The organism is Sinobaca sp. H24 (genome assembly GCF_023845525.1).
In genome coordinates this window covers 77,557-103,491 of the sequence record NZ_JALBWT010000003.1, presented here as the reverse complement: position 1 = coordinate 103,491, position 25,935 = coordinate 77,557, and the positions used below count along the sequence as shown (strand labels likewise).

Genomic DNA, 25,935 nt, shown 5'->3' with positions numbered 1-25,935 from the left:
ATACTAAAGGGGGAGTGCGTTGCAGGTGGCGTCCTGCCGGGGTGAAACTTGAAGGGGTAATTCGTATACACTGCGGGCGCGATAGGGGGGAGGCGTCCTGCAGCATGTAAATGATGCGATAAAGTGTTAACGACTCTCCTTTCTTTTTAAGTTGTCTTAAATATACCAGAATGTTAGGTAAAAAGCACCACATATTTTATAAAAATTAGGGGGTTTTTTCATGATTGAACAAATCATCAAAAAACGAAAGATTACGATTCTATTTTTTATTATGCTCTGTCTTGTCGGAGGACTGGCTTTTCTACAACTTCCTCAAAAAGAAATTCCCGCTATTGATCCGCCGGTGGCGCAGATCAACACGGTATATCCCGGTGCTTCGGCGGAAGCCGTCGAGTCGAGCCTGACCAATCCGCTCGAGGAGTCGACAGCCAATGTTCAGGGCATTGCCGAAGTTACGTCTGTCTCGAGTCCGGGTTTTTCTTCTATTACATTGGAGCTCGAAGAAGGGCGCAGTGATACAAACGAAATCTGGACAGAAATTGAAAGAAACATTAACGAAGCGGCGCGCAGTTTCCCGGAAGATGCAGAAGCTCCGTCCTTCAGCAACAGCACAGGCGGGCAGGGCCTGGCTATTTACCAGGTGGTATTGAATGAAAATGCCGGACTTTCCGAAGTGCAGAATTATATTGAGAGCTGGGAAAGAAACTTTACACAGCTTTCGTCCATCACGGAAGTAGGCGTAGAAGGGGATCTGGAGCGAGAGCTTCGTTTTTCACTTGATCCTGAAGCATTAGCAGATGACAACCTTTCGGCGGGCCAGGTGATTGGAGCCGTCAGCGGAGAAACATCAACGGTGCCGCCGGGGGAATGGCAGATAGACGATAGAAATCAGCGCGTAGAGCTCCCGGGCGCTTCTACAGCAGAAGAACTGGAGGAAATTATTGTCGGCGCAGATGAGGAGGGAGACAGCCTTCGTCTCTCAGACGTCGGAAGGGTGGAGGATACGCTTGTTCCGGCAGTCTCATCCGTTTCTCATAATGGAGAGCAGGCTCTGTCCTTAACCTTTTTCCTGGCTGAGGATGCCAGTGTTCCAGCAGCACAGGAAGAACTTGATCCTGTGATTGAGGACTTTGAAGCCGGGCTTCCGGAAGGTGCTGCGCTGGAAGAACTTTATACCCAGGCTGATCTGGTTTCCGAATTGTTTACTGATCTGGCCTTTTCGTTTGCTTTGGCTTTTATATCGGTTTTTCTTATTTGTGCGATCGGCCTGAGTTTCAGTACTGCCGCCGCCGTAGGAATTTCCATTCCTGTGTCCTTAACGATTGCGGCGATCGTTCTTCCATTTGCCAATGTTGGACTGGATCAGATTTCTTTAATTGCCTTTATTATCTCCCTTGGTATTCTTGTAGATGATGCCATCGTTGTTAATGAAAACATAGATCGTAGACTGAAGCTGGGGGACTCGCCGTTCCGTGCCGCGACACTCGGTGTCAGGCAGGTGGCAGTATCCGTCATTGTGTCGACGCTGACGGTTGTGTTTACGTTCTTCCCACTCCTGCTTCTGCCGGGCTCGGCCGGGGCATTTATCCGACCACTTCCGGTCGTGCTGATTGCCGCCATCATTGCGTCGACGATCGTAGCGTTAACTATTATGCCCCTGTTCCGCGCCGCGCAGGAGGAACGGGCCCTGAGACGTCCGAAGAAGCGCAAGAAATCTTCTTCCCCGGGGCTGCTTGGCTCCTGGATTGATAAAGGAGCCGATTTATACAGTAACGGTATTCTAAAAAAAGTCGTGAAGCGGCCGATATTGTTTTCAGCAGGAGGACTACTGCTCGGTACAGCAGCCTACGCGCTGGTCCCATTTACACCAGTTGAATTTTTCCCGGACACCGACCGGGAAGAAGTGTTTATAGAAGCGTCTCTGGAAGAAGGAACAACACTTGCTGATACGGAAGAAAAAGCCGAAGAAATAGAGACGTGGCTGCTGGAACAGGAGGAAATCCGTTCTGTCTCCTCTTATGCAGGAACGGAAGTGCCGAGAATATTTAATTCCGGCAACGGCGGAGGCGCTACTGGAGAAAGTGACATGCAGTTCCTCGTATATATAGATGGAAGCCAGGCCGCCGCGCGTGATGTAATGAACACGTGGAACAACGACTGGTCGGAAACATTCAGCGGTATTGTATCAACAAGAGGATCCATTGTTGAATCCGGACCGCCGATAGGGGCGCCTATTGCAGTCGAAGTATCCGGCGAAAATATGGATGACATTCTGCAGACAGCGGAACAGATAGAGCAGATTCTGGCGGAAGCAGAAGGAGTGCAGGAAACAGAAGCAGATGCAAATGACAATCTATCTGCCTTATCGTATGAGGTAGACGAAGAAGCTGCCGCCGCGGCAGGCGTTGATAAGGAAGCAATCAGCCAGGAACTCCTGCTGCTGGGAGAAGGAGTTCCGCTTGGAACCCTCCAGCAGGGGAGTCGTCAGGTGGATATGAGAATATCCTACAATACCGGTGGAACCGTCAGCGAAGAAGATCTGGAAAGCATTGCATTTTCCCCGCAGACAGAAGGACCATCGGCAGAGGAGGAACCTGTTGCTCTTTCGGAACTGATTGCTGGAGAAGAAGAAACATCCTTCAGCGCGGTTCCCCATATTGGAACAGAACGAACAGTAACGGTCCGCGCTTACCCGGGTAATGAAAACGTAGAGGATATTGAGGCCGCCGTGGAAACCCCTATTTTAGAGGCTGGAGAAGAAATGCCCGGCGTTGACGTATCAATTGGTGGGGAAACGTCCGAGCGGGCAGATGTATTCATTGATATCGGCCAGATTTTTATACTCGTCGTGTTTCTAATATTTATCGTTATAGCCATTCCATTTTATTCACTCATGCTGCCGCTTATTGTCCTGAGCGCTGTCTACTTATCAACAGCGGGCGCGATTCTCGGCCTGTTTCTTACCCAGACGGGACTTGGATTCATGTCGATGATGGGGGCGGTGAGCCTGGCAGGAATCGTTATCCGTAACGGACTCGTGCTGATTGATTTTATTGAACAGCGTCTGAAGGAAGGACAGCCGGTCGAACAGGCTGTGCAGCAGGCAGGACGGGAGCGGTTCCGGCCAATTCTTTTGACAAGTTTAACGACAGCGGTTGGACTGCTGCCGATCGCATTTGGAAACAATCCGTTGTTTCAGCCGCTCGGTATCGCCATTGTCTCCGGTCTCGTGTTTTCCACTCTGCTGACGCTTCTTGTCGTACCGGCTCTTTATATGATCAAGCACAAAGTCGGCAGCAGAAGAAAAAAGAAGTCGCTGCAGACCAACGAATAAAGTATTTCCAAAAAAAGGTGGTAACGACCCTGCACAAAAAGATATAATACAGAAGAATCCCTCCAGAATTTCACCTGGAGGTTACATAACAGCAAGAAAGAGTTAAGAGGAGGCCTGTAACATGAAAGTAAGAAAAGCGATTATACCGGCAGCCGGATTAGGAACCAGATTTCTGCCTGCCACGAAGGCCCAGCCAAAGGAAATGCTTCCAATCGTAGATAAGCCGACTATCCAATATATCGTAGAAGAAGCGATTGCATCAGGTATTGAAGACATTATTATTGTCAGTGGACGGGGAAAGCGCGCGATTGAAGACCATTTTGATAAATCGTATGAGCTGGAAGAAACGCTCGCGAAGAAAGAGAAATGGAAGCAGCTGGAAGAGGTGCAGAACATCTCCAATCTGGCAAACATTCACTATATCCGCCAGAAAGAACCGAAGGGCCTGGGCCACGCTATTGCATGTGCCAGCAGCTTTATCGGTGACGAGCCGTTCGCCGTGCTTCTTGGGGATGATATTGTTAAATCAGAAGAACCCTGCCTGAAACAGATGATTGAAGTGTATGACGAATATCAATCTTCTGTCGTTGGTGTCCAGGAAGTGGCTGATAAGGACGTATCCAAATACGGCATCGTAGAACCGAAAGGAAAAGAATACAAGCCGGGAATTCTTCCGCTGGCCGATTTGAAGGAAAAGCCGAAGCTCGAGGACGCCCCTTCCAATTACGCTATTATGGGACGCTACATTCTGAATCCGGAGATTTTCGATATACTAAAAAACCAGGCGCCCGGATCCGGAAACGAAATTCAGCTTACAGACGCCATTAAAGAACTAAACAAAACGCAGGAAGTTCTGGCTTACGAATTCAAAGGCCAGCGTTACGACGTTGGAGACAAATTCGGTTTTGTGAAAGCAACCGTGGACTTTGCCCTGGAGCGCGACGATTTGAAAGATGCGGTCCAGGAATACCTGGAAAGTGTCATACCAGCCAGAAAATAAATTGAACCACCTTTCCCCGGGAAAGGTGGTTTTTTTGTCGTTTTAATGACAATGTCAAATAATAGCTTTAAAGTATTGGTAGTTTATACCTGTTTTTTAAATATAGGACTATGAATTAGTTTAAAATAGTTATATCTTCATAGTAGCTGTTTCGTTTGTATCATTTATTAGTACATATACTCCAATTGCATCCATTTATATAATACTTATGAAGCAGACTCTACATAAGAAATGGAGAAAAGTATGATAAGAAATTGTTTAAAGATTGTCCTTCCAGTTCTTGTTGCCCTCATCTTGTTTATTCTCGTTCCACTGCAGAGCCTCGCCCAGGACCAGCGGCTAAGCGGCTCGGACCGGATTGGAACGGCTATTGAGCTTTCCAAACACGGCTGGGACAAGAGCGGAAGCGTTATTATCGCCAGATCCGATCACCCTGCCGATGCATTAGCATCAGCGGGACTAGTTGCTAAAACAGGTGCCCCGGTTCTTTTAAGTAAAAAAGGCAGCCTTGATTCCCGCTTAACGGCTGAGATTAAACGCCTCGGCGCGAAGCAGGTTTATCTGCTTGGCGGCACTGGAGCAATCAGCGGTTCTGTAGAGAGCTCGTTAAAATCACAAGGCGTCAGCGTGAAAAGAGTCTCCGGCGATACAAGATATACTACGGCACAAAGCGTTAACAAAGAAGCCGGTTTAGGTTCAGCGTCTACTGCTATTCTGGTAAACGGCAGTACAGTAGCTGATGCATTAAGTGCTTCAGGAATTGCAGCAAACAAAAATCTTCCTATTTATCTATCAAGAACAAACTCTACACCTGTTGAAACTGTAAAGAATGTAGTGATTTTCGGCGGAACAGCAGCGATTAGTTCTTCTGTAGAACAAAAGCTGAAATCGCAGGGGAAATCAGTGCAGCGTATTTCCGGCGCAGATAGATATGAAACAAGTGTAAATGCAGCCAAGTGGGCAAACCTTTCAGGTAAACATAATTTAATAGTCAGAGGTACTTCCGTAAAAAGTGGAGCAGAAGATTATCCGGATGCAGTAGCATCTGCCGGGCTCTCAAAAAAGCTTGGAGCTCCAGTTATATTGAGTCATAACAGCAGCCCCGCAAGCGTAATAAAAAATTATATCAGCTCATCAAGCAAAACGAACTTAGTTTTAGGCGGCACCACTGCTATTTCCAACGGAGCGTTAAATGATCTTAATGTTTCTCTTTCAAGTGGAGGAAGCACTGCTCCTGGAGACGATAGTTCTTTAACTTCAGCAACTATCAGTTCTCCGTATGAAATTAATGTTAGAAGCGTAGCAAACTGGAGTGCTGATATTCTTGGGACCGTGAAAAACGGACAGGGAGTAGAAGTGTACGAAGTGAAAGACGGCTGGGCCAAAATTAAATACGGCAGTTCTACCGGCTTTATCCCGGGGAACTATGTAAATCTTACCGGCGGACAGCCGGAACCGGAACCATCCGTTCTGGCCGGTAAGGTCATTTCCATTGATGCAGGGCACGGAGGAAACGATCCAGGTGCCGTGGCTAATGGACTTCAGGAAAAAGAACTTAATCTTGACGTAGCACTTCGTGTTGAAAAAAGATTAAAAGACCTTGGTGCTACGGTTATTATGACTAGAAAAACAGATACATTTATTGAACTTGGACAACGCGCCAGAATTGCAAACGATGCTAAAGCATCATCCTTTATAAGCATTCACGGCAATGCCTTTAACGCTTCGGCAAATGGAACGGAAACATTCCATCACCCAACAAGCACAGAAGGCAGAAAGCTGGCAACGGCTCTTCAGACAGAATTAATTGAAGAACTGAGCACAACAAACCGCGGCGTAAAAAATAATGATTTTGCCGTGCTTCGCCTTACTAACATGCCGGCAGCTCTTGTGGAATTAGGATTTTTGACAAATACTGCTGAGGCACAAAAATTAAAATCAAACGAGTTTAGAGAAAAATCTGCTATTGCGATTGTAAATGGTCTTGAGACGTATTACGGAAGTAAATAAAAGGCAGAAAATGAGAGAGAAGCTGTCTGCTTCTCTCTTTTTTTATAATCATGCGATAGTCAAAAGGGTGGTAGTTTATTGAAAAAAATAGTATGGCAGATAGGGACATCACTACTGGCGGTTTTTATTTTTCTTCCAATGGAAGCAGACGCAGAAGACAAAGAAATTTACATAGAATACGAAGATCACGTCCAGGAGGAATCAATAGGGCTTCAATCTGTAGACAAACAGAGGGTGGAAACAATAAGCGTTCCGGAAGAAGACTATGAAGAAACTTTGGAAGAGCTGGAAAACAATGAAGAAATAAAATTTGTAGAAGAAGAAATTTACTACGAATATACAAGAATGCCAAACGATCCTTTTATGTCCAGGCAGAAAATTAATTTTGAAAAAATAGGTGGTTACGGCGCCTGGAGCAACTACACGCCAAAGTATACTCCTACGATAGCGGTTCTTGATTCAGGACTTCAGACTGCTCATTCGGATATCAGCAAAGCAGTAGTAAAACCTTTCAATGTAGTAAATCAGACAACGAACGTGAAGGATTTAGTCGGGCATGGAACCCATGTGGCAGGTACGGCAGGGGCGGTTACTAATAATGGCATCGGTGTTGCTTCGTTGGTGAAAAATGCAAAAATCATGCCGGTAAAAGTAGGAGAAGCTACAGAAATTACAAACATGAATATTGCCAGAGGCATTCACTACGCTATCGATAATAAAGCAGATATTATCAACCTCAGTCTCGGAGGACCAACTTCTTCCACAGTAGTACAGGAGGCTGTGAATAGAGCAAATCTTGAAGGAATTCTGGTAGTTGCAGCAGCAGGCAATAACAGTTCATCCAATAAATTTTATCCGGCTGCAAGCAACGGTGTGCTTTCCGTTTCGGCCATTGACGATAAAACAAATAATATCGCCGGTTATTCCAATTACGGTTCCTGGGTTGACGTTTCTGCACCCGGAACAAATATCTGGAGCATTTGTACAAAAGGTTCACTGTATCCCTTCACCAAGTGCAGCCAGTCCAATCCGTATATTCCATCCAGTGGAACAAGCATGGCGGCGCCAATGGTTTCATCAATGGCAGGGATGCTCAAAGCTCAGGATCAAAAGCTTACCAACCATCAATTAAGCTATTTGATAGAAAGCGCGGCCAGCACAAAAGTGGGAGACAATAAAAAAACCAAATACGGGCTGACAAACGCCGAAGCCGCTCAAACCCTATATAAAGAAGAAAACAGGCTGTATGGTGCGTCTTCCATAAAAACGTCCAATGAAATTGCCTTAAAAGGCTGGAGTGAAATTAATGAAACTACTCTTTCCAAAGCATCTGGTGAGGAAGAGGAGGCGCCGGTAAAAGGTCGATTTGTCATTATGGCAAATAATCAGTCCTTTGCAGACAGCCTTGCAGCAAGCGGGCTTTCCAATAGAATTGATGCACCACTGCTTCTTACCTCTCCAACGCGTCTGGATGCTACTACTGTTAATACAATGAAGAAATTAAACGTAACAAACGTCATTCTGCTCGGAGGTCTCAACGCTGTATCGTCAAAAGTGGAAGAATCCATTCAAGCCAACGGTTTTGAAACGATGCGTCTCCGTGGAAGCAATCGTTATGAAACGGCTTCAGTTGTTAATGACTATGTCGCTGTTCCGGGAGGCGAAGTCGTCGTAGCTTCCGGAGAAAATTTTCCTGACGCACTGCAGCAGTGTCGAGCTATGCTGCAAAAAAAGGGCTGCCGATCGTTTTTGTTCAAAAGAACGCCCTTCCGGAAGCGAGCCGGGCATTTATGGAGAAATACAATTTTAGTAAGGCATACGTAATTGGCGGAACCAATGCTGTTTCTGAAGAAGTAGCAGCGGAGCTTCCAGAGCCGGTGAGAATCTCCGGCAGCAACCGTTACGAAACTTCTGTTAAAGTAAATGAATTTTTTAAAGGGACGCTTTCTTCTGATCACCTCCTTGTAGCTACTGGAGCTAATTTTCCAGATGCTTTAGCAGGAGGGGTAATGGGAGCAAAAACAAATACTCCTATGATATTTGTTGAAAAAAATAAAGTGCCGGAGGTTTCCTCGACCTTTATTGCAAATCAGAGTAATTTTCAATCCTTTACCGTACTTGGTGGAACGGCTGCGGTAAGTTCCCATACAAAGTGGGAAATAGACAATCAGATTTATAACAGTTATTACCAGGATAGATATGGAACAGGCAGTGGAACGCAGGCAGTAAAAAATTAAAGGGGGATATTTAAATTGAAAAAAGGAATAAAATGGACAGCCGCATGTGCCTCTCTCGCAGCTTTTCTTCAGTTCTTACCGGCATCAGCCCAGGCAGATACTATAATGGAGGAAATAAAGGTAGAAAAAGAGAGCTCCGAAAGTATTGAGAAAGGCGAAGAAATGAAGCTGCAGGTACGCAATTCTTCAAACAATGGAACAGTGGAAGTAAACGGAGAAGAAATTCAAACAATAGAAAACGGCTACGTGGAGAAGGTTATTTACACAAACAATCAAGAAGCCGCTTTTATAACCGTTCTCTCGCGTTATCAGGGAAATGGAAATATTATGAATGTAGATATTTACAAATGGAATGAAAAGAAACTGGAGACTGTCTATGAAGAAGAAGATATTATGAGCGGCTCTGTAACGGTGGAGGACGATTCGATTGTGATCGGCAGGCCTGACCTGGAGACGGCAGAAAGCCAGGCCGTGCCTGAAAAAGTAGAGACTAACACTATTTCTTTCACTGAAGATGAAGTGAATGAGTCCGGGTTTAAGGAAATGAGTCTGGAAAGCTTTAATCACTCATATGCAGAGGAATCCAGGGAGATGAATACACTGGCTAATTACGCGAATCCATCATTTACAGAAATCAATGAACTGTTAACGCGAAAAGCCAACGAGCACGGCATTCCGCCTGAACTGCTAAAGGCTATCGCGTGGCAGGAAAGCACCTGGAGACAATACGTGAACGGAGATCCGCTTATTGGTTTTGACGGGAAAGGTATTGGAATTATGCAGGTTACACCGGGATATACGGGGCTGCCGGAAGACGGAACTCCTGAGTTTGAGCAGAGACTTAAAACGGATATCGAATATAATATCGATAAAGGAATCGAGATACTTCTGCAAAAATGGAACTGGACCGGTAAAATCATTCCTCAGGTGAATGACGGATCTAAAGAAGTAGTAGATAACTGGTATTTTGCATTAATCGCCTATAATGGAATTTCCAAAATAAATGATCCAAGAGAAAGGTCGAATACGTACCAGGCGAAGATATTCGAACATATGAATGGAAATATGGGCAGCCTGGGATTAAAACCATTCCCGGAAAATACGCTGAACATAAAATATACAAATCCGAACAGTCCGAACTTAATGATTTTTACCGATAAAATGAAATACCAAACAACTGCACCCTACACGCGCTCAAAAGAAAACTATAAAAAAGATGATGTTGTTGCGCCTAGAGCGTCAGTAAACATGAGAAATGCTCCCGGCGGAGCTGTAACTGGAAAATTAGATGCAGGACAGCTTGCAGTTATCTCGGGACCGATTACTTATCAGGAAAACAGGCTGGTTCATCACGGCTGGTACCAGGTGAAAAATGCTTCCGGAGAAACGGGCTATGTGCCTGCGAGCTATCTTTCCCTGCAGCGTCTCTCCGGGCCGACAAGATATGATACGGCTGTAGAAATTTCAAAAAATGGCTGGATGCAGGCGGAAACAGTTGTTATTGCAACGGGAGAAGACTTTCCTGATGCACTTTCCGGAACGCCGCTTGCCCATAAGTTAAATGCTCCTATTCTTCTCAGCAGTGCAAATGAACTTCCAGCCCGAACAGAAGCAGAAATTAACCGTCTTAATGCAAAAAATATAGTAATCCTGGGTGGAACACAGGCTATTTCAAAAGAAGTAGAGAATAAGCTTAGAAGTACAGGACGATCAGTGGAAAGAATTTCAGGAGCGACCCGTTACGCGACAGCAGGCTTAATCGCTGATAGAGTCGGCGGTTCGGGCGAATACATCCTCGCAAACGGAAACTCGTATCCTGATGCCTTATCTATTGCGCCTCATGCTGCACGTGAAGGCATTCCGATTCTGCTGACAAGAGAAAACTCGGTGCCGTCAGAAACGGCGTCCAAACTACGTAACAGCAAAAACATTACAGTAGTCGGAGGGACGAGTATGGTAAGCGGTAAAGTCTTTAACTCGCTCTCCAACCCAAAACGTATCAGCGGATCGACAAGGTATGGTACCGCTGCTGCAGTTATCAACGAACTAAACAGCCCTAAAGAAGCAGGCTTAATAGTCAGCGGGGAGAATTTCCCTGATGCGCTGACAGGGTCTGTGCTGGCTGCCAAACAAAATGGAGCACTTCTTTTGACGAGATCCGGCAGCATCCCATCAGAAACGTCTTCCTTAACGAACAACAGTTCTTTTCAAACGATCAAAGCGCTCGGTGGAACAAGTGCGGTAAGCACAAACACGGTTGTGAATTTTACAAGATAACCCAAATACACTGCTCTTTATGGTAAATTAATAACATAAAGGGCAGTTTTTTTATGAACAGCTGCGCAGAAATGAGTGAAAAAATGAGAATTTTAATAATAAGCAATATGTTCCTTCGCGCAGGAATACCCAACTTTCGGTATATTTTTGTAAAAAATCAAGCGAAGGAGCTATCCGGATTAGGTCATACAGCTGATGTTATTTCAAATAACAATCCAAAAATGGGAAAAAAAGAACTGTTGAAAAAATACAGCGCATGGATGCTGCAGTTTGTCCGGCCGTATGTAAAGAAGAGCGGCAGCTATGATGTTATTCATGCTCACTACGCTTTTCCATCAGGAGCAATCGCCAGATTAATGGCAAAAAGGCTTAACATTCCCTATGTGGTAACCTGCCATGGCGGCGACTTAAATAAAATGGCAAATATTAATTCGTTCTTAAAAACCAGACGAAAAAAGTACTGGAGGACGCTTCTAAGGTCATTGTAGTCGGCGAAGATTTAAAAGACAAAGTGCTTAATGAATATCACATTCCCGAAGAGAAAACAGCTCTGTACAGCATGGCGTGGGGTGGATTTGGATACCTTTTATCCCGTTCCTAAACACGAAGCCGCTGCCAAAGTAGATTTTAAAAGAGATAAAAATCATTTGCTTTACGTGGGGAATTTAATTGAGGAAAAAAGGGGTAATGGATCTTATCAAGGCTTTTCGCCTCATCCACGAAAAAAACGACAGGACTGTTCTTCATCTGGTAGGGCAGCACAAACAGGATTTCTACCTGGACGGCTGAAGAAGAAGTTTTATCAAATAATCTAACACACGCCGTGCATTTTCACGGTCCAAAACCGTACCAGGAGCTTAAAAACTGGATGTCGGCCGCTGACGTGTTTATCCTGCCCTCGCACATTGAAGGATTTGGATTAGTAGCTGTAGAAGCTATGGCATGTGAAGCGCCGGTAGTCGGAACGAGAACCGGAGGGCTTTATCATCTGCTTAAAGATGGAGCCGGTCTGCTGGTATCACCGAAAGAACCGGGGGAACTGGCAGAGGCGTCCATTCCATTTTAGCCGATGAATTATTAAGAGAAAAAGTTATTAAAAAAGGACTGCTGAAAGCAAAGGAAAATAACGCAAAGGAGATCGCCAAAGAAATTATTGAGATTTATAAAAACAATAAGTAAGTTTGTGTAACTAAAAATCTTATTTGCCGTCTAACATAATGGTGCTTAAAGAAAAAATATAATGCAGGAAAGTGCTCTTAACAGCTTTATGCCTATGTTACAATAGATTCATGTGAAAAAAATCAGCTTCAAATAACTTAAAAATGTATTCAAATGAGGAGGATCTTAATGATCACTGCCATTGCACTGATTAGCTGCTTCATGATTTCATTGCTTTTAACACCGGTAGTGAAAAAAGTTGCCTTCCGCATCGGAGCGACAGATAGCCTAACCTGAGAAAAGTGCATAACAAAGCAATGGCTAGACTTGGCGGCATAGCAATATACGCAGCTTTCTTAATCGGTCTGTTAATTTTGCAGCCGGAGAGTGCCTATCTTCCTTATATTTTAGTCGCAGGAGCTATTATCATTGTTACCGGCGTGCTGGATGATATTACAGAGCTGTCGGCCAAATATAAGCTGCTGGGACAGATAGCTGCTGCAGGAATTGTTATTGCCGGCGGCGTCCAGATTGATTTTATCAACCTGCCTTTTGGAAGCTCGCTGCAGCTCGGATGGCTGAGTATTCCTATTACTCTTTTATGGATTGTTGGTATTACCAATGCTATTAATTTAATAGATGGTCTTGATGGCCTGGCAGCAGGAGTATCTTCTATCGTATTGGCAACCATATCTATCCTTGCTATTATTCAGGGAGATATTTTCATCGTAGCCATGGGTATTGCGCTTTTAGGAGGAACACTGGGATTTCTCGTGCATAATTTTAACCCGGCTAAAATCTTTATGGGAGATACAGGAGCCCTGTTTTTAGGATTTATGATTGCTGTTATTTCTCTGTTAGGATTCAAAAATGTAACTATTTTCTCGCTGGTCGTACCGGTCATTATTCTGGCGGTGCCGATCTCTGATACGTTCTTTGCAATTATCAGACGGATTGTGCACAGACAGCCTCTGTCTGCCCGGATAAATCGCATTTACACCACTGTTTGTTAAACTTGGGATATTCCCACAAACAGACGGTCTTAATTATCTATGCCATTAGTGCGATGTTTGGGCTGGCAGCTGTGATATTTACGTTATCTACACTTTGGGTTTCTTTAGTTTTATTTCACTCCTGGTGATTGCAGTGGAAATTTTAGTGGAACAGGTAGGCTAGTTAGTAAACAGTATCGTCCTGTTCTTAATCTGGTAGATAAAATTTATAATTTCCCAAGAAGGCTTTGAATAAAAACGGTGTTTTGCAGAGTATAACTGCAGAACACTTTTTTATTATTCATTATTAATGGAAAAAGAGTTTATACGTCATCAAAAAAAGCATGCTCCTCTGCGGGGCATGCTTTTCTTGTCGTCATTATTTTTGTTTAGGGACGGTGATAATATACTGGCTGTAAGGAAGTTTATTTATCAGCAGGACGAGAGCTATACTGCCGGCAAGCACCAATGCGTAAGAAAAAGGCAGCAAACGGCGTTAGTATATAATCCGCCCAGGTAATCATTGCTGACGAATAATACAAAAGGGTGAATCAAATAAATACCAAGAGATAAATTCCCTAAAGAGATAACAGCATGCCTGCAGCCGCGGGAGTCTGGAACAGAATAAGTATAATGAAGCGCCAGCTAAAAACAGCATGGGAATATTAAAAAAAATTACTTTCTCTATTGGATCCTACAAAGCCTTGTACAGCATATTCGAGAGCTCCAAAACAAAAATGAGAAGGCCGATCGAAAGGGAAGTTCTTCTATATTTGAGCCACCCATTTCATAATAGGCCCCCAAAAATAGCTCAACATGCCGCCGATCATAAAAAAGAATATCCATCTGAATAAAAAAGATCTTTCAGAGATAATCATGTCCACGTAAGAGTTTCCTATTTCCGGATGGTACCGGACGAGCAGGAAGTTAACTGCAAAGGCAAGGATGAATAAAACGAGATAGCGGTTAAAAGATTTTGCCGCCATAATTAGAAAAGGAAAAATGATATAAAACTGGAGTACCACCGACATAAATAAAGGTGGTAATTTGTTTCGCCCCGTACAAAAATATACGCGAAGTCTATAATTTCGCCGGGGGTGCCAAGACTTGGAAACGCGCGAAGTCCTGCAATATCTTTATAAATTATGTAAAATACGCTCCAGAATAAAAATGGAAATAATACTTTTGTTATCCGGGAAGAAGCGAACCGGGAAAGAATAAAATCACGCTTCCGGTATTGATTAAAAAGAAGAAAGCCGCCAATGACCGCAAAAATAGGAGTGCCAAATCTTGTAATCTGGTTCCAAAAATATGTATAAGCCGTAAATCGCCTCCGTTTGCCTGAGCAAATTGGGCGGATACATGAACCATAACTATCATTAAACAGGCGAGAGCACGAATGAAGTTAATTTCATAAAAAAAAGCTTTTCTCCTGCGGGCTGTTCATTGTTATACTTCCATCCCCCTTTTTTATTAAACCGGATACATACTATCTGAGTATAAGCGATCCGCTCGTAATTAGATATAAATGTATAAAAAGTCAGTAGGAATAGTCTACTGCTCTTTGAAAAAAACGGATTTAATCCGGGAAAGAAGGCATATTTAACGAACAAAAGGAAGTCCGGCACATGGTAATTATGATAGAATGAATAAGGAATTTATTTAAAGCTTTATAGAAAATGATTTGCATCTAATACAGTGAGCGAGGTTCTAAAGTTGAAAAGAAATTTAGGAATAGCCAGTCTATTGTTGATTGGAGTAACTTTTATACTAAAAGTTTCCGGTCTATTAAGAGATATGACTATTGCTTTTTATTTTGGTGATTCTTATTTAGCAGACGCATATATTGCGGCCTTTATTATTCCAAATATGCTTTTTCTATTTATGACCAACGGTATGAAGAATGCGCTGGTGCCGAGCTACGTAGATGCGTTTTGAGCATAATAGAGGAAAGAAATATTTAAACCAGGTGCTTAAAGGCACAGCAGTTATCAGTCTTGCTCTTTCTTTATTGGGCGTTGTGCTTGCTCCTTTTTATCGTACGAACATTGTATAGCGGATTTTCTGAGGAAGCTGTCCAGATTTCGACAGTAGTGACCATTATTTTATTTTCTTCTTTATTTTTTGTCGGCCTGAATTCTGTATTTGAGGCTTATTTTGATGCAGAGAAACGATTTTCTTTATCGATTTTTTCGCAGGTGATCGTTGTGCTTTCTACCATTTTGGGAGCGGTATTATTAGCCGGTGAATTAAGCGTATACTCCCTGGCCTATGGATACCTGGCTGGTACGATTATTTCTCTGTTGTTTAAAATGCCTATTTTAAAAAGTGATAAAATTATAGAATGGAAAAGCAGCATCGACTGGACAGAAGTAAAAAAGTTTTATGCGATTTTTATCCCGGTTGCTTTAACCGTTATGGTTGGGCAGATTAACTTGACCGTTGATAATGTATTTGCCAGCCGGTTTTCAGAAGGGGCTGTTACGTATATTAATTACGCTAAAAACCTCGTTCATTTTCCGCAGCAGATATTCGGCATCGCCATAGCGACGGTTATTTTCCCAATGCTTGCAAAAGCGATGTCCAATCAGAATAACAACTTATTTAAAAAAGGAATTGAAGACGGTCTGAATGCTATGTATTTAATTGTGCTGCCATCCATTATTGGTATGATGCTCCTAATGCCTAACATAGTAGAGCTGTTATACCAGAGAGGGGAGTTCGGCTCCGGGGCAGTATCCAATACAACTATAGTAGCTTATTATTACTTTGGTTCCGTGCTGTTCTTCAGCTTAAATAATGTAATAAACAAAGGCTTTTATACATTGAAAAAAGGCCATTTAATATTGATCATCGGCGGTATTTCTGTTTTATTGAACATATTGTTTAATTATATCTTTACCTCTATTATTGGCTATAATGGTATTCCTTTGGCCTCTTCCTTTGTAGGGTTGTTTTACGCAGGTCTCTGCTATATTGTTTTCTCCCGGCTTATCGGTGGAATGCCACACCTTAAAATAGCAGTGGAGTTTATCAAAATAACAGCAGCGGCAGCAGTGATGACAGGGGCTATCCTTTTGATACAGCCCTTCATAACAGATTGGGCCAATATTTTTCAAATTGCCCTTGTAGGGGCGGCAGGAGCGTCCGTGTATGGAGTATCGCTGCTGCTGGTGAAAGCAAAATCGGTAAATATCGTTATAGAACGATTTAAAAAGAAAGAATAGGTGAATCAAGCATGCGCTTTAAAGATATCGCAATAAAATCAGCCGGAATTCCGCTGAACCCTATCACAGGTAGTTTTCTAAAAAGGTACTATGCTTCGAAGCTGCGCTTTGTTCCATTAAGGAAAATGAAAATATTGTCGTTATGGTGCCGCACGTTGATGATGAAACCATTGGACTTGGAGGAACGATACGTGCTCATGTAGAAAATAACAGCAGCGTGCATGTTGTGCTCGTAACAGATGGAAGCAAAAGTGTAAGCGATCTGACAGCAAGGAATTAAAAGCTGAACGACGCAGGAAATGGAAAAGGTAAAAAAAGTTCTCGGGATTCAACAGGTGAGTTATCTGGATTTAAAGGACGGGGGCATGTTCCGACAGAGGCTTCCAACAGCAGATTGAAAGAAATTTGGAGACAGAGCAGCCTGACATTATTTATACGAATACATTTATAGATGCTCATCCAGATACGAATACATCTCTAATGCTTGCTGATATGCTTCAAACGGTGCATCTGCAAAAAAAGCCGGTGATCGTCTGTATGAAATAAACTGTCCGATTCCACCCGAGTTCATAAATTTGTCGTGAACGTTTCCAAAACAATGAAATACAAGAAAAAAGCCATTACTATTTTTTCTTCTCAGGCAATCGCTTTGACGGATTATTAAATTAAATAAATATAAAAGGCACCTTGTAAAGAAAAAAAGAGTTTCCTACGCTGAAGCTTTTATTGAATTGGACATAGAAGCATTCATTAAATCAGCTTTTCACATCAAGAGACACGGTTATAATTTTAAGGCTGCTTTTAAACAGGCTAATCGAACAGAAACGCTGTTATGGGCAATCACTAAAAGCCAGGCCTTTAAAAAAGAAGTATATAGAAAATCACTAAGTTAAAAATCCGGCGGATAAGAATTGTTGTGAGAGGAGCTTCACTTAAAAAAGGTTTACGATTTGAAAAATGGCACTATTCACTCGGTATATTGTTTGCTTATTACATATTGCTTCAGCCTTTTCTGGATCTGTTTGCATTTGTAGGTATACCTGTTTCTACTTTAATACGGGCCCTTGTTATTCCCTTGGGGCTGGTATTTATTTTAGGATTTTCTTCTGTGAAGTGGACGAAAATCTCATTAATTTACCTTGCTGTGTTGTTTATATATATGGGACTTCACTTCATCAATAACATGATTTTCAAAGACCCAATCAGTATGGAGAAGAAATTACCTATATTATAAAGACCGTTTACTTCGCGGTCATGCTGATCGTATACATCATGCTGTTCTTTACCTTAAAATCCAGGTGGAATATAAAAAAGACTATACCCAAATTCATTTATATCAACTTACTGGTCATCTCTATCATTGTACTGCTGGCTCATATTACAGGTACCGGACAGCGCAGTTACGGTATGCTGCTTAGAGAAGGCCACACCGGATGGTTTTCTCCGGAAACGAATTGAGTGCGATTTATGCCATGGGATTCTGTTTCGCCGTATTGTTTTTCTTAAAAACAAAGCGTGGATTGATCAAATGGCTGATGATTCCCGTATTATTTTTGATGATATTAGCGATGCTCAATATTGGAACAAAAGTCGCCTTTGGAGGGGCAGTCATTGCCCTGCTGTTAGGGGTAGTAACATCCTTCTGGGAATTAATTAAAAAAAAACAAGGCCTTAATCTTATTATTATTACTGCGATGACCGTAGTGACACTTGCGATTTCCCCTTTTATGGCTATCGGAAATAATCTGGGGGTTTCCATGGATATTTCTCAGGCTCCGGCAGAAGAAGAGACAGAAGAAGGAGGAGAGGAGGGCGCTGCTGAAGAAGGTGGAAGTGTTGATTCAGGGGAAAGCCCGGAAAACGTTTCGGAAGGCCCTGATTTAGGACCGATTCAATCCTTTTTCCTAAGTGGAAGAGAAAGCTTTTTCAACGATTCAATGACTCAATTTCAGGCAGCTCCTGTTTCCCAGAAGATTTTAGGCATGGGACGAGGAGGGAATTACGAAGAAACCTCTAAGTTCATCGAAATGGACTTTATTGACTGGTTCTTTAATTTCGGCTTTGTTGGATTTATTTTATTAATGATTCCGCTGGCAGCAGTTGGCGGAGCCAGCATAATAAATATATTGAAAAACGGCAGACTGTTCAGCTTAAACGTATTATTTTCCGGACTTGCTACGTGTATTGGACTTGGGGCTGCATTTACAGCCGGCCATGTGCTGTCTTCCCCGGGAGCCGGTATTTACCTGGCTGTTGGACTGGCCTTTCTTTTTACAATGTCTATGAAAAAAGAAACTGGAAATAGAAGATGGTAACAAACAAAAAAGGGAGAGGGGCAGGGTCTGCTGTGGACAAAAAGAAAAAAGTAATGATGATTTCTTCCATTGGAGGTCACCTCACCCAGCTTCTTCAGCTGGAGCCGATATTCACGCAGTATGATTACCATATTGTAACGGAAAAGTCATCAATCACCCTGGAAATGAAAAAGAAGTATCCCATGTCCTACCTGGTATATGGAGCAAGAAATTACCCAATACGATACATCTTCAAATTTTCATACAACATTATTAAATCGTTTTTGCTGTTTTTGAAGTACCGTCCGGATGTAGTTATTACGACTGGCACCCACACGGCGGTGCCGATGTGTTACATTGCAAAGCTGTTCCGGAAAAAAGTAGTGTTCATTGAGAGCTTTTCCAAATCTTCTTCAGCTAACCTTTCCGGGCGAATGGTGTATCCTATTGCTGATTTATTTGTAGTTCAGTGGGAATCCATGCTGAAAGTATATCCAAAAGCTGTTTACGGAGGGACTATCTATTGATATTCGTTATTCTCGGAACCCATGAACTGCCCTTTACACGCCTGTTAAATGAAGTAGAGCGTTTAAAAAAAGAAGGATTCATTGAAGACGAAATTATCGTACAGAATGGCAATACTCCTTTTAAGAGCGGGTATATGGAACTGCGGCCATTTGTTACATTTGAGCAGATGGATCAGCTGTTTGATGAAGCACGACTGATTATTACCCATGCAGGTACCGGGTCGGTTATTACCGGACTGAAAAAAAAGAAAAAAGTTATTGCGGCACCGAGGCTGGAAAAGTATGGAGAACATAATGATGACCACCAGCTGCAGTTAACAGAAAGCTTCACGGAACAGGGGCATATTCTGAAATGGGGAGAAGGAGACAACCTGCTCGAGCTCATCCACCAGTCCGAAACATTTGAACCTAAACCATTTCAGTCCAAACAGGAGCAGATGTTTTCCGTAATTAAAAAATTTATTGATCAATAATATCTATTCAGGGGAGGTTCCATGTCTATTAGGCTGTATCATCCAGAAGACCGTGAAGCGGTGAGGGCTTTGTTTAAAAAAAGTGTTTGATAAAGAGCATCCCGATTCATATTGGGAATGGAAATATTCCAGCCCGCCCCTCAAGCCGTTAGTCTTGGTATGGGAAGAAAATGAACAGATATTAGGTCATATCGCTCTTTGGGTGATGCCGGCATATATAGAAGGCCGTTCTTCTAAAATAGGACTTAGAATGGATACGATGGTTGACCCGGAAGCAAGAGGAAAAGGTATTTATAACTATTTGAATCAGGATATGCTGCAGCGGGCTGAAGCAGAAAATATTGCCATGCTTTACGGATTTCCCTCTCCGGCAGCTAACAGCCGGCTGCTGAAATATACGAACGCCAGCCATCAGGTGAATATTTCCCGCCGGGTTTTATATGCTCCTGCCAGATTAAAACGAGGCAGAAATAAAACCGATGTATGGAAGTTAACGTTTAAGCCTGTAGCAGATTGCGGGCCGGAATTTAATGAACTGGCTTCTCAAAATAAAGACCAGTGGCCGGTGCATGTAAAGAAGCAGGCGGATTTTTTGAACTGGAGGTATTTGCAGCATCCGGTTAACTCGTATAACATGACTGCCTGCTACATGGAAGGAAAGTTAAGAGGATACGTTGTGACGAAAAAAGAAAAGAAAAAAGTAAAAGGGCTGCCGATCGGCATAGGAAGCATTGTCGACATTTCCGCTGGTACGGCAGAAGAATCAGAAGCGTTAGCGCGTGAAGCTGTGCATGAGCTGAAATCATGCCTGGTCGTGCAGACATGGACGCTTCCGCATTCCGCATTGGCAGATTCCCTGCAGCATCTGGGCTTTAGGGAAAAGGACCAGCCGCTTCCCTTTGTCACACATAATCTTTCTTCTTCCCCATCTTTGGATGACCCTTCCAATTGGTTTATTACTCAGGGCGATGTAGATTCTTTTTAAAGGCATAAAAAAAGCGTTTTTCCGCTAATCGGAAAAACGCTTTTTCTTATTCTACTGTAGAAAAGTAGGGTGTTTGTTCGCCTGAAGATTCATTCTGCGGCTGGCTGTCCTGTTCAGTCGGCTGCTCTTCCTGCTCTACAGGAGCCTGTTCTTCAGCAGGCTGTTCTTCAACCGGAGCTTCTCCGGCAGAAGAGGAACCGGAAGTAGGCTGTTCCGGCATATAGGCGTTTGTGCCTTCAATTTCCAGATGATCGGTTAACGTTTCAGATATTTCCTCGCGTGATCCTTGATCAATCTGGTAATAATAGATACCGTTAATTGTAGCGTCTGTGCCTCCGAGCTGGAGGCTTTCCACATCGTCAAGAGAGCGTGAATAGCCCTGCAGCGATACCAGGTTTCCAAAGGTGAAGTTCATTCTCATATTCGAACGCACGCTGTCAAACACGTCATCAAATTTATTAATCGAAGAAAACGAAGCGGATTTGTTAATTAATGATTCAATAACTATCTGCTGGCGTTCGCCTCGACCAAGATCTCCACGGGGATCCTGCTTTCTCATGCGGACAAAAGCCAGCGCTTCTTCTCCGTTTAAGGTCTGTTCGCCTTCTTCAATTTGAATAGCATCGGGATTGCTTTCACTGTCCTGCTCGGTGAAAGCGAGCGGAGAGTCGACTTCAATACCTCCGAGTGCATCAACGATTTCGACAAAGGCGATAAAATCAAGCTTTACATAGTAATCGACCGGGATGTTAAAAAGGTTTTCTACACTTTCAATAGCAAGATCAGTTCCACCGTATGCATGGGCATGGGTGATTTTATCTTCGCCCCGGCCGGGGATATTAACTAAAGAGTCTCTCGGGATGCTGGTAGTCTTAACTGTTTTTTCATCTTTATTAAATGTAGCAAGCACCATTGCATCCGTGCGGCCTTCCAGGTTGGAGCCGTCTCTGTCATCAACCCCCATAATCAGGACGGAAAAGTTATCTTCCTGCAGGTCAACGGCTTCCGTACGCAGATCTGATTTTTCGCCGCGTTCGAGCTCTTCCTGAGTATCAGCGGTAACGCTGCTGAGCTGGATAAGGAAATAGCCGGCTGCAACCGCTACGGCTAATACTCCAAGTATTCCGAGGAGACCGAAAATTTTAATTATTCTCCGGCGGCGGCGTACCTTTTTATTTCGACGCTGGAGTCTTGTTTGTTCATGTATATCTGCCATTTAGTTAATTGCTCCCTCACATATGATGTTCTAGTATTTTCCCAAGCGGTTGTATAGATGGAGCTTCCTTATGAATGTCTACTCAAGGCCTGTGCTCCTTTACGGCTTTTTTACGGCAAACAGCCACTTCTCTTTATTCTACAGAAAGACCTTCAGATAGTAAATATGGGATATGTATATTCAATTTCCTCTATGTAAGACGCTGTAACAAAACAATAGTTACAAAAAAAGAATAATCCTTTTTTTAGAGAAAGGATTATTCAAGCGTTCGTTCAAGAAAAGCGGTATTTCCTTCTTTAACCTCTGCCTGACCGTTGGATAGTTCAGTGATCCAGGCGGTAAAGGTTTCTGTTTCTGCCGCCGCCACATACGTATCTATATGCACGTTTTCCTCGTAGCGGATGTCCTTCAGCTGATAGGAGGAGCGGCGGATATCGTTTTCGATTTTTCCAAGCAGGGTGTAATCCGCCGTTACGGTCATAATCTGCGTGCGGATGCGTTCGACAACACCGACAGCCGTGATGGCCTCGGTAACAGATGAGCCGTAGGCACGGATTAAGCCGCCGGCGCCAAGCTTGATGCCTCCGAAATATCTGGTCACGACGACGACCGTGTTTTTCAGCTTCTGCTTTTTCAGGACGTCGAGCATGGGGACACCGGCCGTGCCGCTTGGCTCTCCGTCGTCATTTGCTTTTTGGATGTGATCCTGCTCGCCGATAAGATAGGCCGAACAGTTATGATTGGCATTTTTATGCTCCTTTTTAACCTCTTCAATAAAAGACTGCGCCTCTTCTTCTGTGTAGGCTCGCCGGACGAAAGTAATAAACCGGGATTTCTGGATAACGATTTCGTGGGTTCCGGGCTGTTTAACGGTGTAATAAGATGTAAGCATATGGTAACTCCTTCTAGTTATGTCATCACACTATAATCATATTGTAAAACAACGTAAAAATAATAAATGTTATGATTTATAAAGACATTTTACGAGAATGTTAATAAAATAGGAACAAATTATTTTTTTAAAACCTGTAATAGGTAATTCAGAATGTGCTAAACTAATCATAGCAAAGCGTTATTTCTTTAAAGGCCAAAAAGCCCGGATGGAAACGCGCAGGCTAAAAAATCATTCTTTCCCCCTTGGAATACATTAGGTAAAGGATGTAAAAAGGGTGAGGGGTATCCTTGGTATGGAAACCTGCTTTAGATGAAGTAGTAAAGAAAATGCTCGGTACTGTGGACCTAAGCAAACGCCAGCTTTTTGATATCGGCGAGCAGTCGCGGTCCGAATTTGACGCATTGAATGATGAATTAAGAGAGATAAAGAAAAAAGTAGCAGCAACGATTGAAGCTTCGGACAAAATGGAAATCCGTGCCCGTATTGCAAGAAACAGATTAGCGCAGATGAGCCGGACTTTCAAGGAATACAGCGACAAAGATGTCCAGAATGCCTATGAGAAAGCAAATGCTCTTCAGGTAGAGCTTGCGGTTGTGCGCCAGGAAGAGAAGCAGCTGCGGGAGCGGCGCGATTACATTGAACGCCGGCTCGTGCTTCTTCAGGAACAGATTGGCAAAGCCGAAACGCTCATTCACCAGGTATCGGTCGTGTATAACTTTTTGGACGGAGATTTAAAAGATGTTGGGGAACTGGTGGCAAACGCGAAAGAGAAACAGCGTTTCAGCTTAAAAATTATTGAAGCACAGGAAGAAGAAAGAAAAAAAGTCGCCCGGGAGATTCATGACGGACCGGCGCAGATGCTGGCAAACGTCATGCTGCGCTCCGAGCTTGTCGAGCGCGTGTATAACGATAAGGGCATTGAACCTGCTCTTGAGGAAATAAGGGATGTGCGTTACCTGATCCAGGACAGTCTGGCAGAGGTGAGGCGCATCATTTATGACCTCCGTCCGATGGCACTCGATGATCTCGGCCTGGTTCCGGCCCTGCGGAAATACCTGCAGACGGTGGAGGAACGCACCGGCATGACGATCTATTTCCGGGAGCTCAGCACAGCGCTGCGGCTTCCCCCGCATGTGGAAATCGCGTTATTCCGCTTAATTCAGGAAGCCGTGCAGAACACGTCAAAGCATGCAGAAGCGGACATGGTCCGCGTCAATCTTGAAGTGAGAAACGATTTTGTGACCGCTTTAATTAAAGATAACGGCAAAGGATTTGAAACAGAAAAGTCAAAGGAAAATTCATTTGGCATTGTCGGCATGAAAGAAAGAGTACTGGCCCTTAACGGGGAAATGCGCGTTCAGTCGGAACCTGGAAAAGGAACCACGGTGATCATTAAGATACCGCTGGAATGAAAAGTTAATAAAATGAGCGGCTGAAACATGCTGGACACATAGTTCTACTAGACTATGCCGAGGTATGTATTCGAAAGGATGAATGTGATGATACAAGAGCATATTAAATTAGTATTAATAGACGACCACCAGCTGTTCCGCGAAGGTGTAAAGCGAATTTTAAACATGGAAGATAATTTTGAAGTAGTCGGAGAAGGCGATGACGGCGAACAGGCCGTTGCGCTTGTCGAAGAAAACGAACCGGACGTTGTGCTGATGGACATTAACATGCCTAACATTAACGGCGTAGAGGCGACCAGACAGCTTCTCGACCGCTTCCCAAAAGTGAAAGTCCTGATCCTTTCGATTCATGACGATGAAACATACGTTACCCACGTCCTGAAATCAGGAGCTTCCGGCTACCTGCTCAAGGAAATGGATGCTGATGCGCTGATTGAAGCCGTAAAAGTAGTCGGATCCGGGGGCGCCTATATTCATCCAAAGGTCACCCAGAACCTGATTAAGGAATACCGCCGCCTGGCCCTTGGCACAGAAGGCGAAATGGAGCCGGAGGAAATCGGCTACCGGGAAGTGGAATACCGCAAGCCGCTTCATATCCTGACAAGACGCGAGTGCGAAGTGCTTCAGCTGATGACAGACGGCTACAGCAACCGCATGATCGGAGAAGCGCTCTATATCAGTGAAAAAACGGTGAAAAACCACGTAAGTAATATTCTGCAGAAAATGAACGTAAATGACCGTACCCAGGCCGTGGTCGAAGCCATCAAAAAAGGCTGGGTTAAAGTCAGATAAGGCAGACGCTATAAAGAAAAGGAAGCCGGAGGTGTCATGCATCTTCGGCTTTTCTTATCCTGCCGGAAAGAAATTCCATTCTATAATAAAGCGAGGAACGAGTATGCCGCAGATTGCAATTGTTACTGACAGCACGGCCTATTTGGCCGATGACGTAAGAGAGGCCCATCACATCTCCGTGATTCCATTAAGTGTTGTATTTGGAGAAGACGCCTACCGGGAAGAAATAGATATTTCCAAAGATGACTTTCTGGAGAAAATGAAAAACGCAGACAGCCTTCCGACGACCTCCCAGCCGCCTATCGGCGAATTTACGGCCCTTTTTGAAGAGCTCAGTAAGGAATATGAAGCCATTATTTCCATCCATTTGTCCAGCGGTATCAGCGGTACGTACCAGACCGCCTGTGCTGCCGCAGAGCAGGTGAGCGATAAAGTGGAAGTATACTGCTTTGATTCGGAAATCAGCTGTATGCCGCAGGGCTTCTATGCGATCCGCGCGGCGGAGATGAGCGAAGCCGGTCACACGGTGGATGAAATTCTTGATGTGCTTTCCGATATGAGAAAGCGCACGAAGGCGTATTTTGTCGTCGATAACTTAAACCACCTTCACCGCGGCGGCCGCCTGACCGGCGCCCAGGCGATTGTAGGCAGCCTGCTGCAGATTAAGCCTGTACTTCAAATGAAAGATACAAAAATTGTCCCATTTGAGAAAGTGCGGACTGCGAAAAAAGCAATTGCCCGTATTTATGATATTTTTGCCGATGATGTTAAAAACAGTGCCTCGGTCCAGGCGACGGTGATTCATTCCAACCGCCCGGAAAAAGCAGAGCAGATAAAAGAAGAACTTTCCCAGGCCCATCCGCAGGCGGACATTGTGGTCAGTGAGTTCGGACCGGTCATCGCTACCCACCTCGGCGAAGGCGCTCTCGCGCTTGGCTGGTACAGCAGGTAATAAAAAGCGGCAGGCACCCGTCTGCTGCTTTCCTCATATAAACCCCTTAAAGGAGTGACCCCCGATACGTATCCATTCATTTCTCTCCACATCAGGAGAAACACGCTACATTCCCGTATATAAAGATCCCTCGGCTCCAAGAAGTATAGATAGT

Annotated in this window: 22 protein-coding genes and 2 pseudogenes; 21 read left to right on the top strand and 3 right to left on the bottom strand. The window is 43.8% G+C overall.

Features of this window, described 5'->3' with window-relative positions:
• The first annotated feature begins 220 nt into the window (after positions 1–220).
• The 10 genes and pseudogenes from MMY81_RS06225 (at position 221) to MMY81_RS06180 (ending at position 13,260) form a co-directional block, all read left to right on the top strand.
• Entirely contained in the window at positions 221–3,334 is a 3,114-nt protein-coding gene (locus tag MMY81_RS06225; RefSeq protein ID WP_252312090.1) for an efflux RND transporter permease subunit, read from the top strand.
• A gap of 121 nt (positions 3,335–3,455) precedes the next feature.
• The gene (gene galU / locus MMY81_RS06220) at positions 3,456–4,334 is read left to right on the top strand and encodes a UTP--glucose-1-phosphate uridylyltransferase GalU (protein WP_252312089.1); all 879 of its coding nucleotides are present in this window, start codon (positions 3,456–3,458) and stop codon (positions 4,332–4,334) included.
• Between the two features lie 243 nt (positions 4,335–4,577).
• Positions 4,578–6,344 (top strand): N-acetylmuramoyl-L-alanine amidase, encoded by a 1,767-nt coding sequence (locus tag MMY81_RS06215; protein ID WP_252312088.1) that lies wholly within the window; start codon positions 4,578–4,580, stop codon positions 6,342–6,344.
• A 78-nt stretch (positions 6,345–6,422) separates the two neighbouring features.
• A complete protein-coding gene (locus tag MMY81_RS06210; RefSeq protein ID WP_252312087.1) occupies positions 6,423–8,168 on the top strand; it encodes a S8 family serine peptidase in 1,746 nt (581 codons plus the stop codon).
• Complete coding sequence (locus tag MMY81_RS06205; RefSeq protein ID WP_252312086.1) at positions 8,054–8,581, top strand: cell wall-binding repeat-containing protein; 528 nt, start codon at positions 8,054–8,056, stop codon at positions 8,579–8,581. The genes MMY81_RS06210 and MMY81_RS06205 overlap by 115 nt, the downstream gene beginning before the upstream one ends.
• A 15-nt stretch (positions 8,582–8,596) precedes the next feature.
• Positions 8,597–10,858, top strand: coding sequence for a cell wall-binding repeat-containing protein (locus MMY81_RS06200; protein WP_252312085.1), 2,262 nt, complete (start codon positions 8,597–8,599; stop codon positions 10,856–10,858).
• 53 nt (positions 10,859–10,911) lie between these two features.
• Positions 10,912–11,346 (top strand): glycosyltransferase, encoded by a 435-nt coding sequence (locus tag MMY81_RS06195; RefSeq protein WP_252312084.1) that lies wholly within the window; start codon positions 10,912–10,914, stop codon positions 11,344–11,346.
• Between the two features lie 81 nt (positions 11,347–11,427).
• A complete protein-coding gene (locus MMY81_RS06190; protein ID WP_252312083.1) occupies positions 11,428–11,673 on the top strand; it encodes a hypothetical protein in 246 nt (81 codons plus the stop codon).
• Positions 11,674–11,681: 8 nt separating this feature from the next.
• Entirely contained in the window at positions 11,682–11,924 is a 243-nt protein-coding gene (locus MMY81_RS06185) for a glycosyltransferase family 4 protein (protein ID WP_252312082.1), read from the top strand.
• Between the two features lie 284 nt (positions 11,925–12,208).
• Positions 12,209–13,260: pseudogene (locus MMY81_RS06180) on the top strand (glycosyltransferase family 4 protein).
• 736 nt (positions 13,261–13,996) lie between these two features.
• Here MMY81_RS06180 and MMY81_RS35010 read toward each other — a convergent pair.
• A complete protein-coding gene (locus tag MMY81_RS35010) occupies positions 13,997–14,359 on the bottom strand; it encodes an acyltransferase family protein (protein WP_374561502.1) in 363 nt (120 codons plus the stop codon).
• 365 nt (positions 14,360–14,724) lie between these two features.
• Here MMY81_RS35010 and MMY81_RS06175 point away from each other — a divergent pair, with 365 nt between their 5' ends.
• From MMY81_RS06175 to MMY81_RS06140, 8 genes and pseudogenes are all read left to right on the top strand, one after another.
• Positions 14,725–14,946 (top strand): hypothetical protein, encoded by a 222-nt coding sequence (locus tag MMY81_RS06175; protein WP_252312081.1) that lies wholly within the window; start codon positions 14,725–14,727, stop codon positions 14,944–14,946.
• A gap of 110 nt (positions 14,947–15,056) precedes the next feature.
• Positions 15,057–16,235, top strand: a complete 1,179-nt coding sequence (gene murJ / locus MMY81_RS06170) for a murein biosynthesis integral membrane protein MurJ (RefSeq protein WP_252312080.1) — start codon at positions 15,057–15,059, stop codon at positions 16,233–16,235.
• Positions 16,236–16,377: 142 nt separating this feature from the next.
• Positions 16,378–16,515: a PIG-L deacetylase family protein gene (locus MMY81_RS06165; RefSeq protein ID WP_252312079.1), complete on the top strand. Its 138-nt coding sequence runs from the start codon at positions 16,378–16,380 to the stop codon at positions 16,513–16,515.
• Between the two features lie 125 nt (positions 16,516–16,640).
• Entirely contained in the window at positions 16,641–16,781 is a 141-nt protein-coding gene (locus MMY81_RS06160; protein ID WP_252312078.1) for a hypothetical protein, read from the top strand.
• A 370-nt stretch (positions 16,782–17,151) separates the two neighbouring features.
• Positions 17,152–18,550: pseudogene (locus MMY81_RS06155) on the top strand (O-antigen ligase family protein).
• A 32-nt stretch (positions 18,551–18,582) separates the two neighbouring features.
• Positions 18,583–19,056 (top strand): PssD/Cps14F family polysaccharide biosynthesis glycosyltransferase, encoded by a 474-nt coding sequence (gene pssD, locus MMY81_RS06150; RefSeq protein WP_252312076.1) that lies wholly within the window; start codon positions 18,583–18,585, stop codon positions 19,054–19,056.
• Positions 19,053–19,529, top strand: coding sequence for a PssE/Cps14G family polysaccharide biosynthesis glycosyltransferase (pssE, locus tag MMY81_RS06145; protein WP_252312075.1), 477 nt, complete (start codon positions 19,053–19,055; stop codon positions 19,527–19,529). The genes pssD and pssE overlap by 4 nt, the downstream gene beginning before the upstream one ends.
• 82 nt (positions 19,530–19,611) lie before the next feature.
• Positions 19,612–20,514 carry a GNAT family N-acetyltransferase gene (locus MMY81_RS06140; RefSeq protein ID WP_252312074.1) on the top strand — a complete coding sequence of 301 codons (903 nt, stop codon included), beginning with the start codon at positions 19,612–19,614 and terminating at the stop codon, positions 20,512–20,514.
• A 46-nt stretch (positions 20,515–20,560) separates the two neighbouring features.
• Here MMY81_RS06140 and MMY81_RS06135 read toward each other — a convergent pair whose 3' ends face one another.
• Both MMY81_RS06135 and MMY81_RS06130 read right to left on the bottom strand, forming a co-directional pair.
• The gene (locus MMY81_RS06135) at positions 20,561–21,730 is read right to left on the bottom strand and encodes an LCP family protein (protein ID WP_252312073.1); all 1,170 of its coding nucleotides are present in this window, start codon (positions 21,728–21,730) and stop codon (positions 20,561–20,563) included.
• 256 nt (positions 21,731–21,986) lie between these two features.
• Positions 21,987–22,622 (bottom strand): YigZ family protein, encoded by a 636-nt coding sequence (locus MMY81_RS06130; protein WP_252312072.1) that lies wholly within the window; start codon positions 22,620–22,622, stop codon positions 21,987–21,989.
• 290 nt (positions 22,623–22,912) lie between these two features.
• On the opposite strand from MMY81_RS06130, the gene MMY81_RS06125 reads away from it, so the two are divergent.
• From MMY81_RS06125 to MMY81_RS06115, 3 genes are all read left to right on the top strand, one after another.
• Positions 22,913–24,037 (top strand): sensor histidine kinase, encoded by a 1,125-nt coding sequence (locus MMY81_RS06125; protein WP_256497868.1) that lies wholly within the window; start codon positions 22,913–22,915, stop codon positions 24,035–24,037.
• 87 nt (positions 24,038–24,124) lie between these two features.
• Entirely contained in the window at positions 24,125–24,829 is a 705-nt protein-coding gene (locus MMY81_RS06120; RefSeq protein WP_374561461.1) for a response regulator, read from the top strand.
• Between the two features lie 103 nt (positions 24,830–24,932).
• A complete protein-coding gene (locus tag MMY81_RS06115) occupies positions 24,933–25,781 on the top strand; it encodes a DegV family protein (protein WP_252312070.1) in 849 nt (282 codons plus the stop codon).
• Positions 25,782–25,935: the final 154 nt, after the last annotated feature.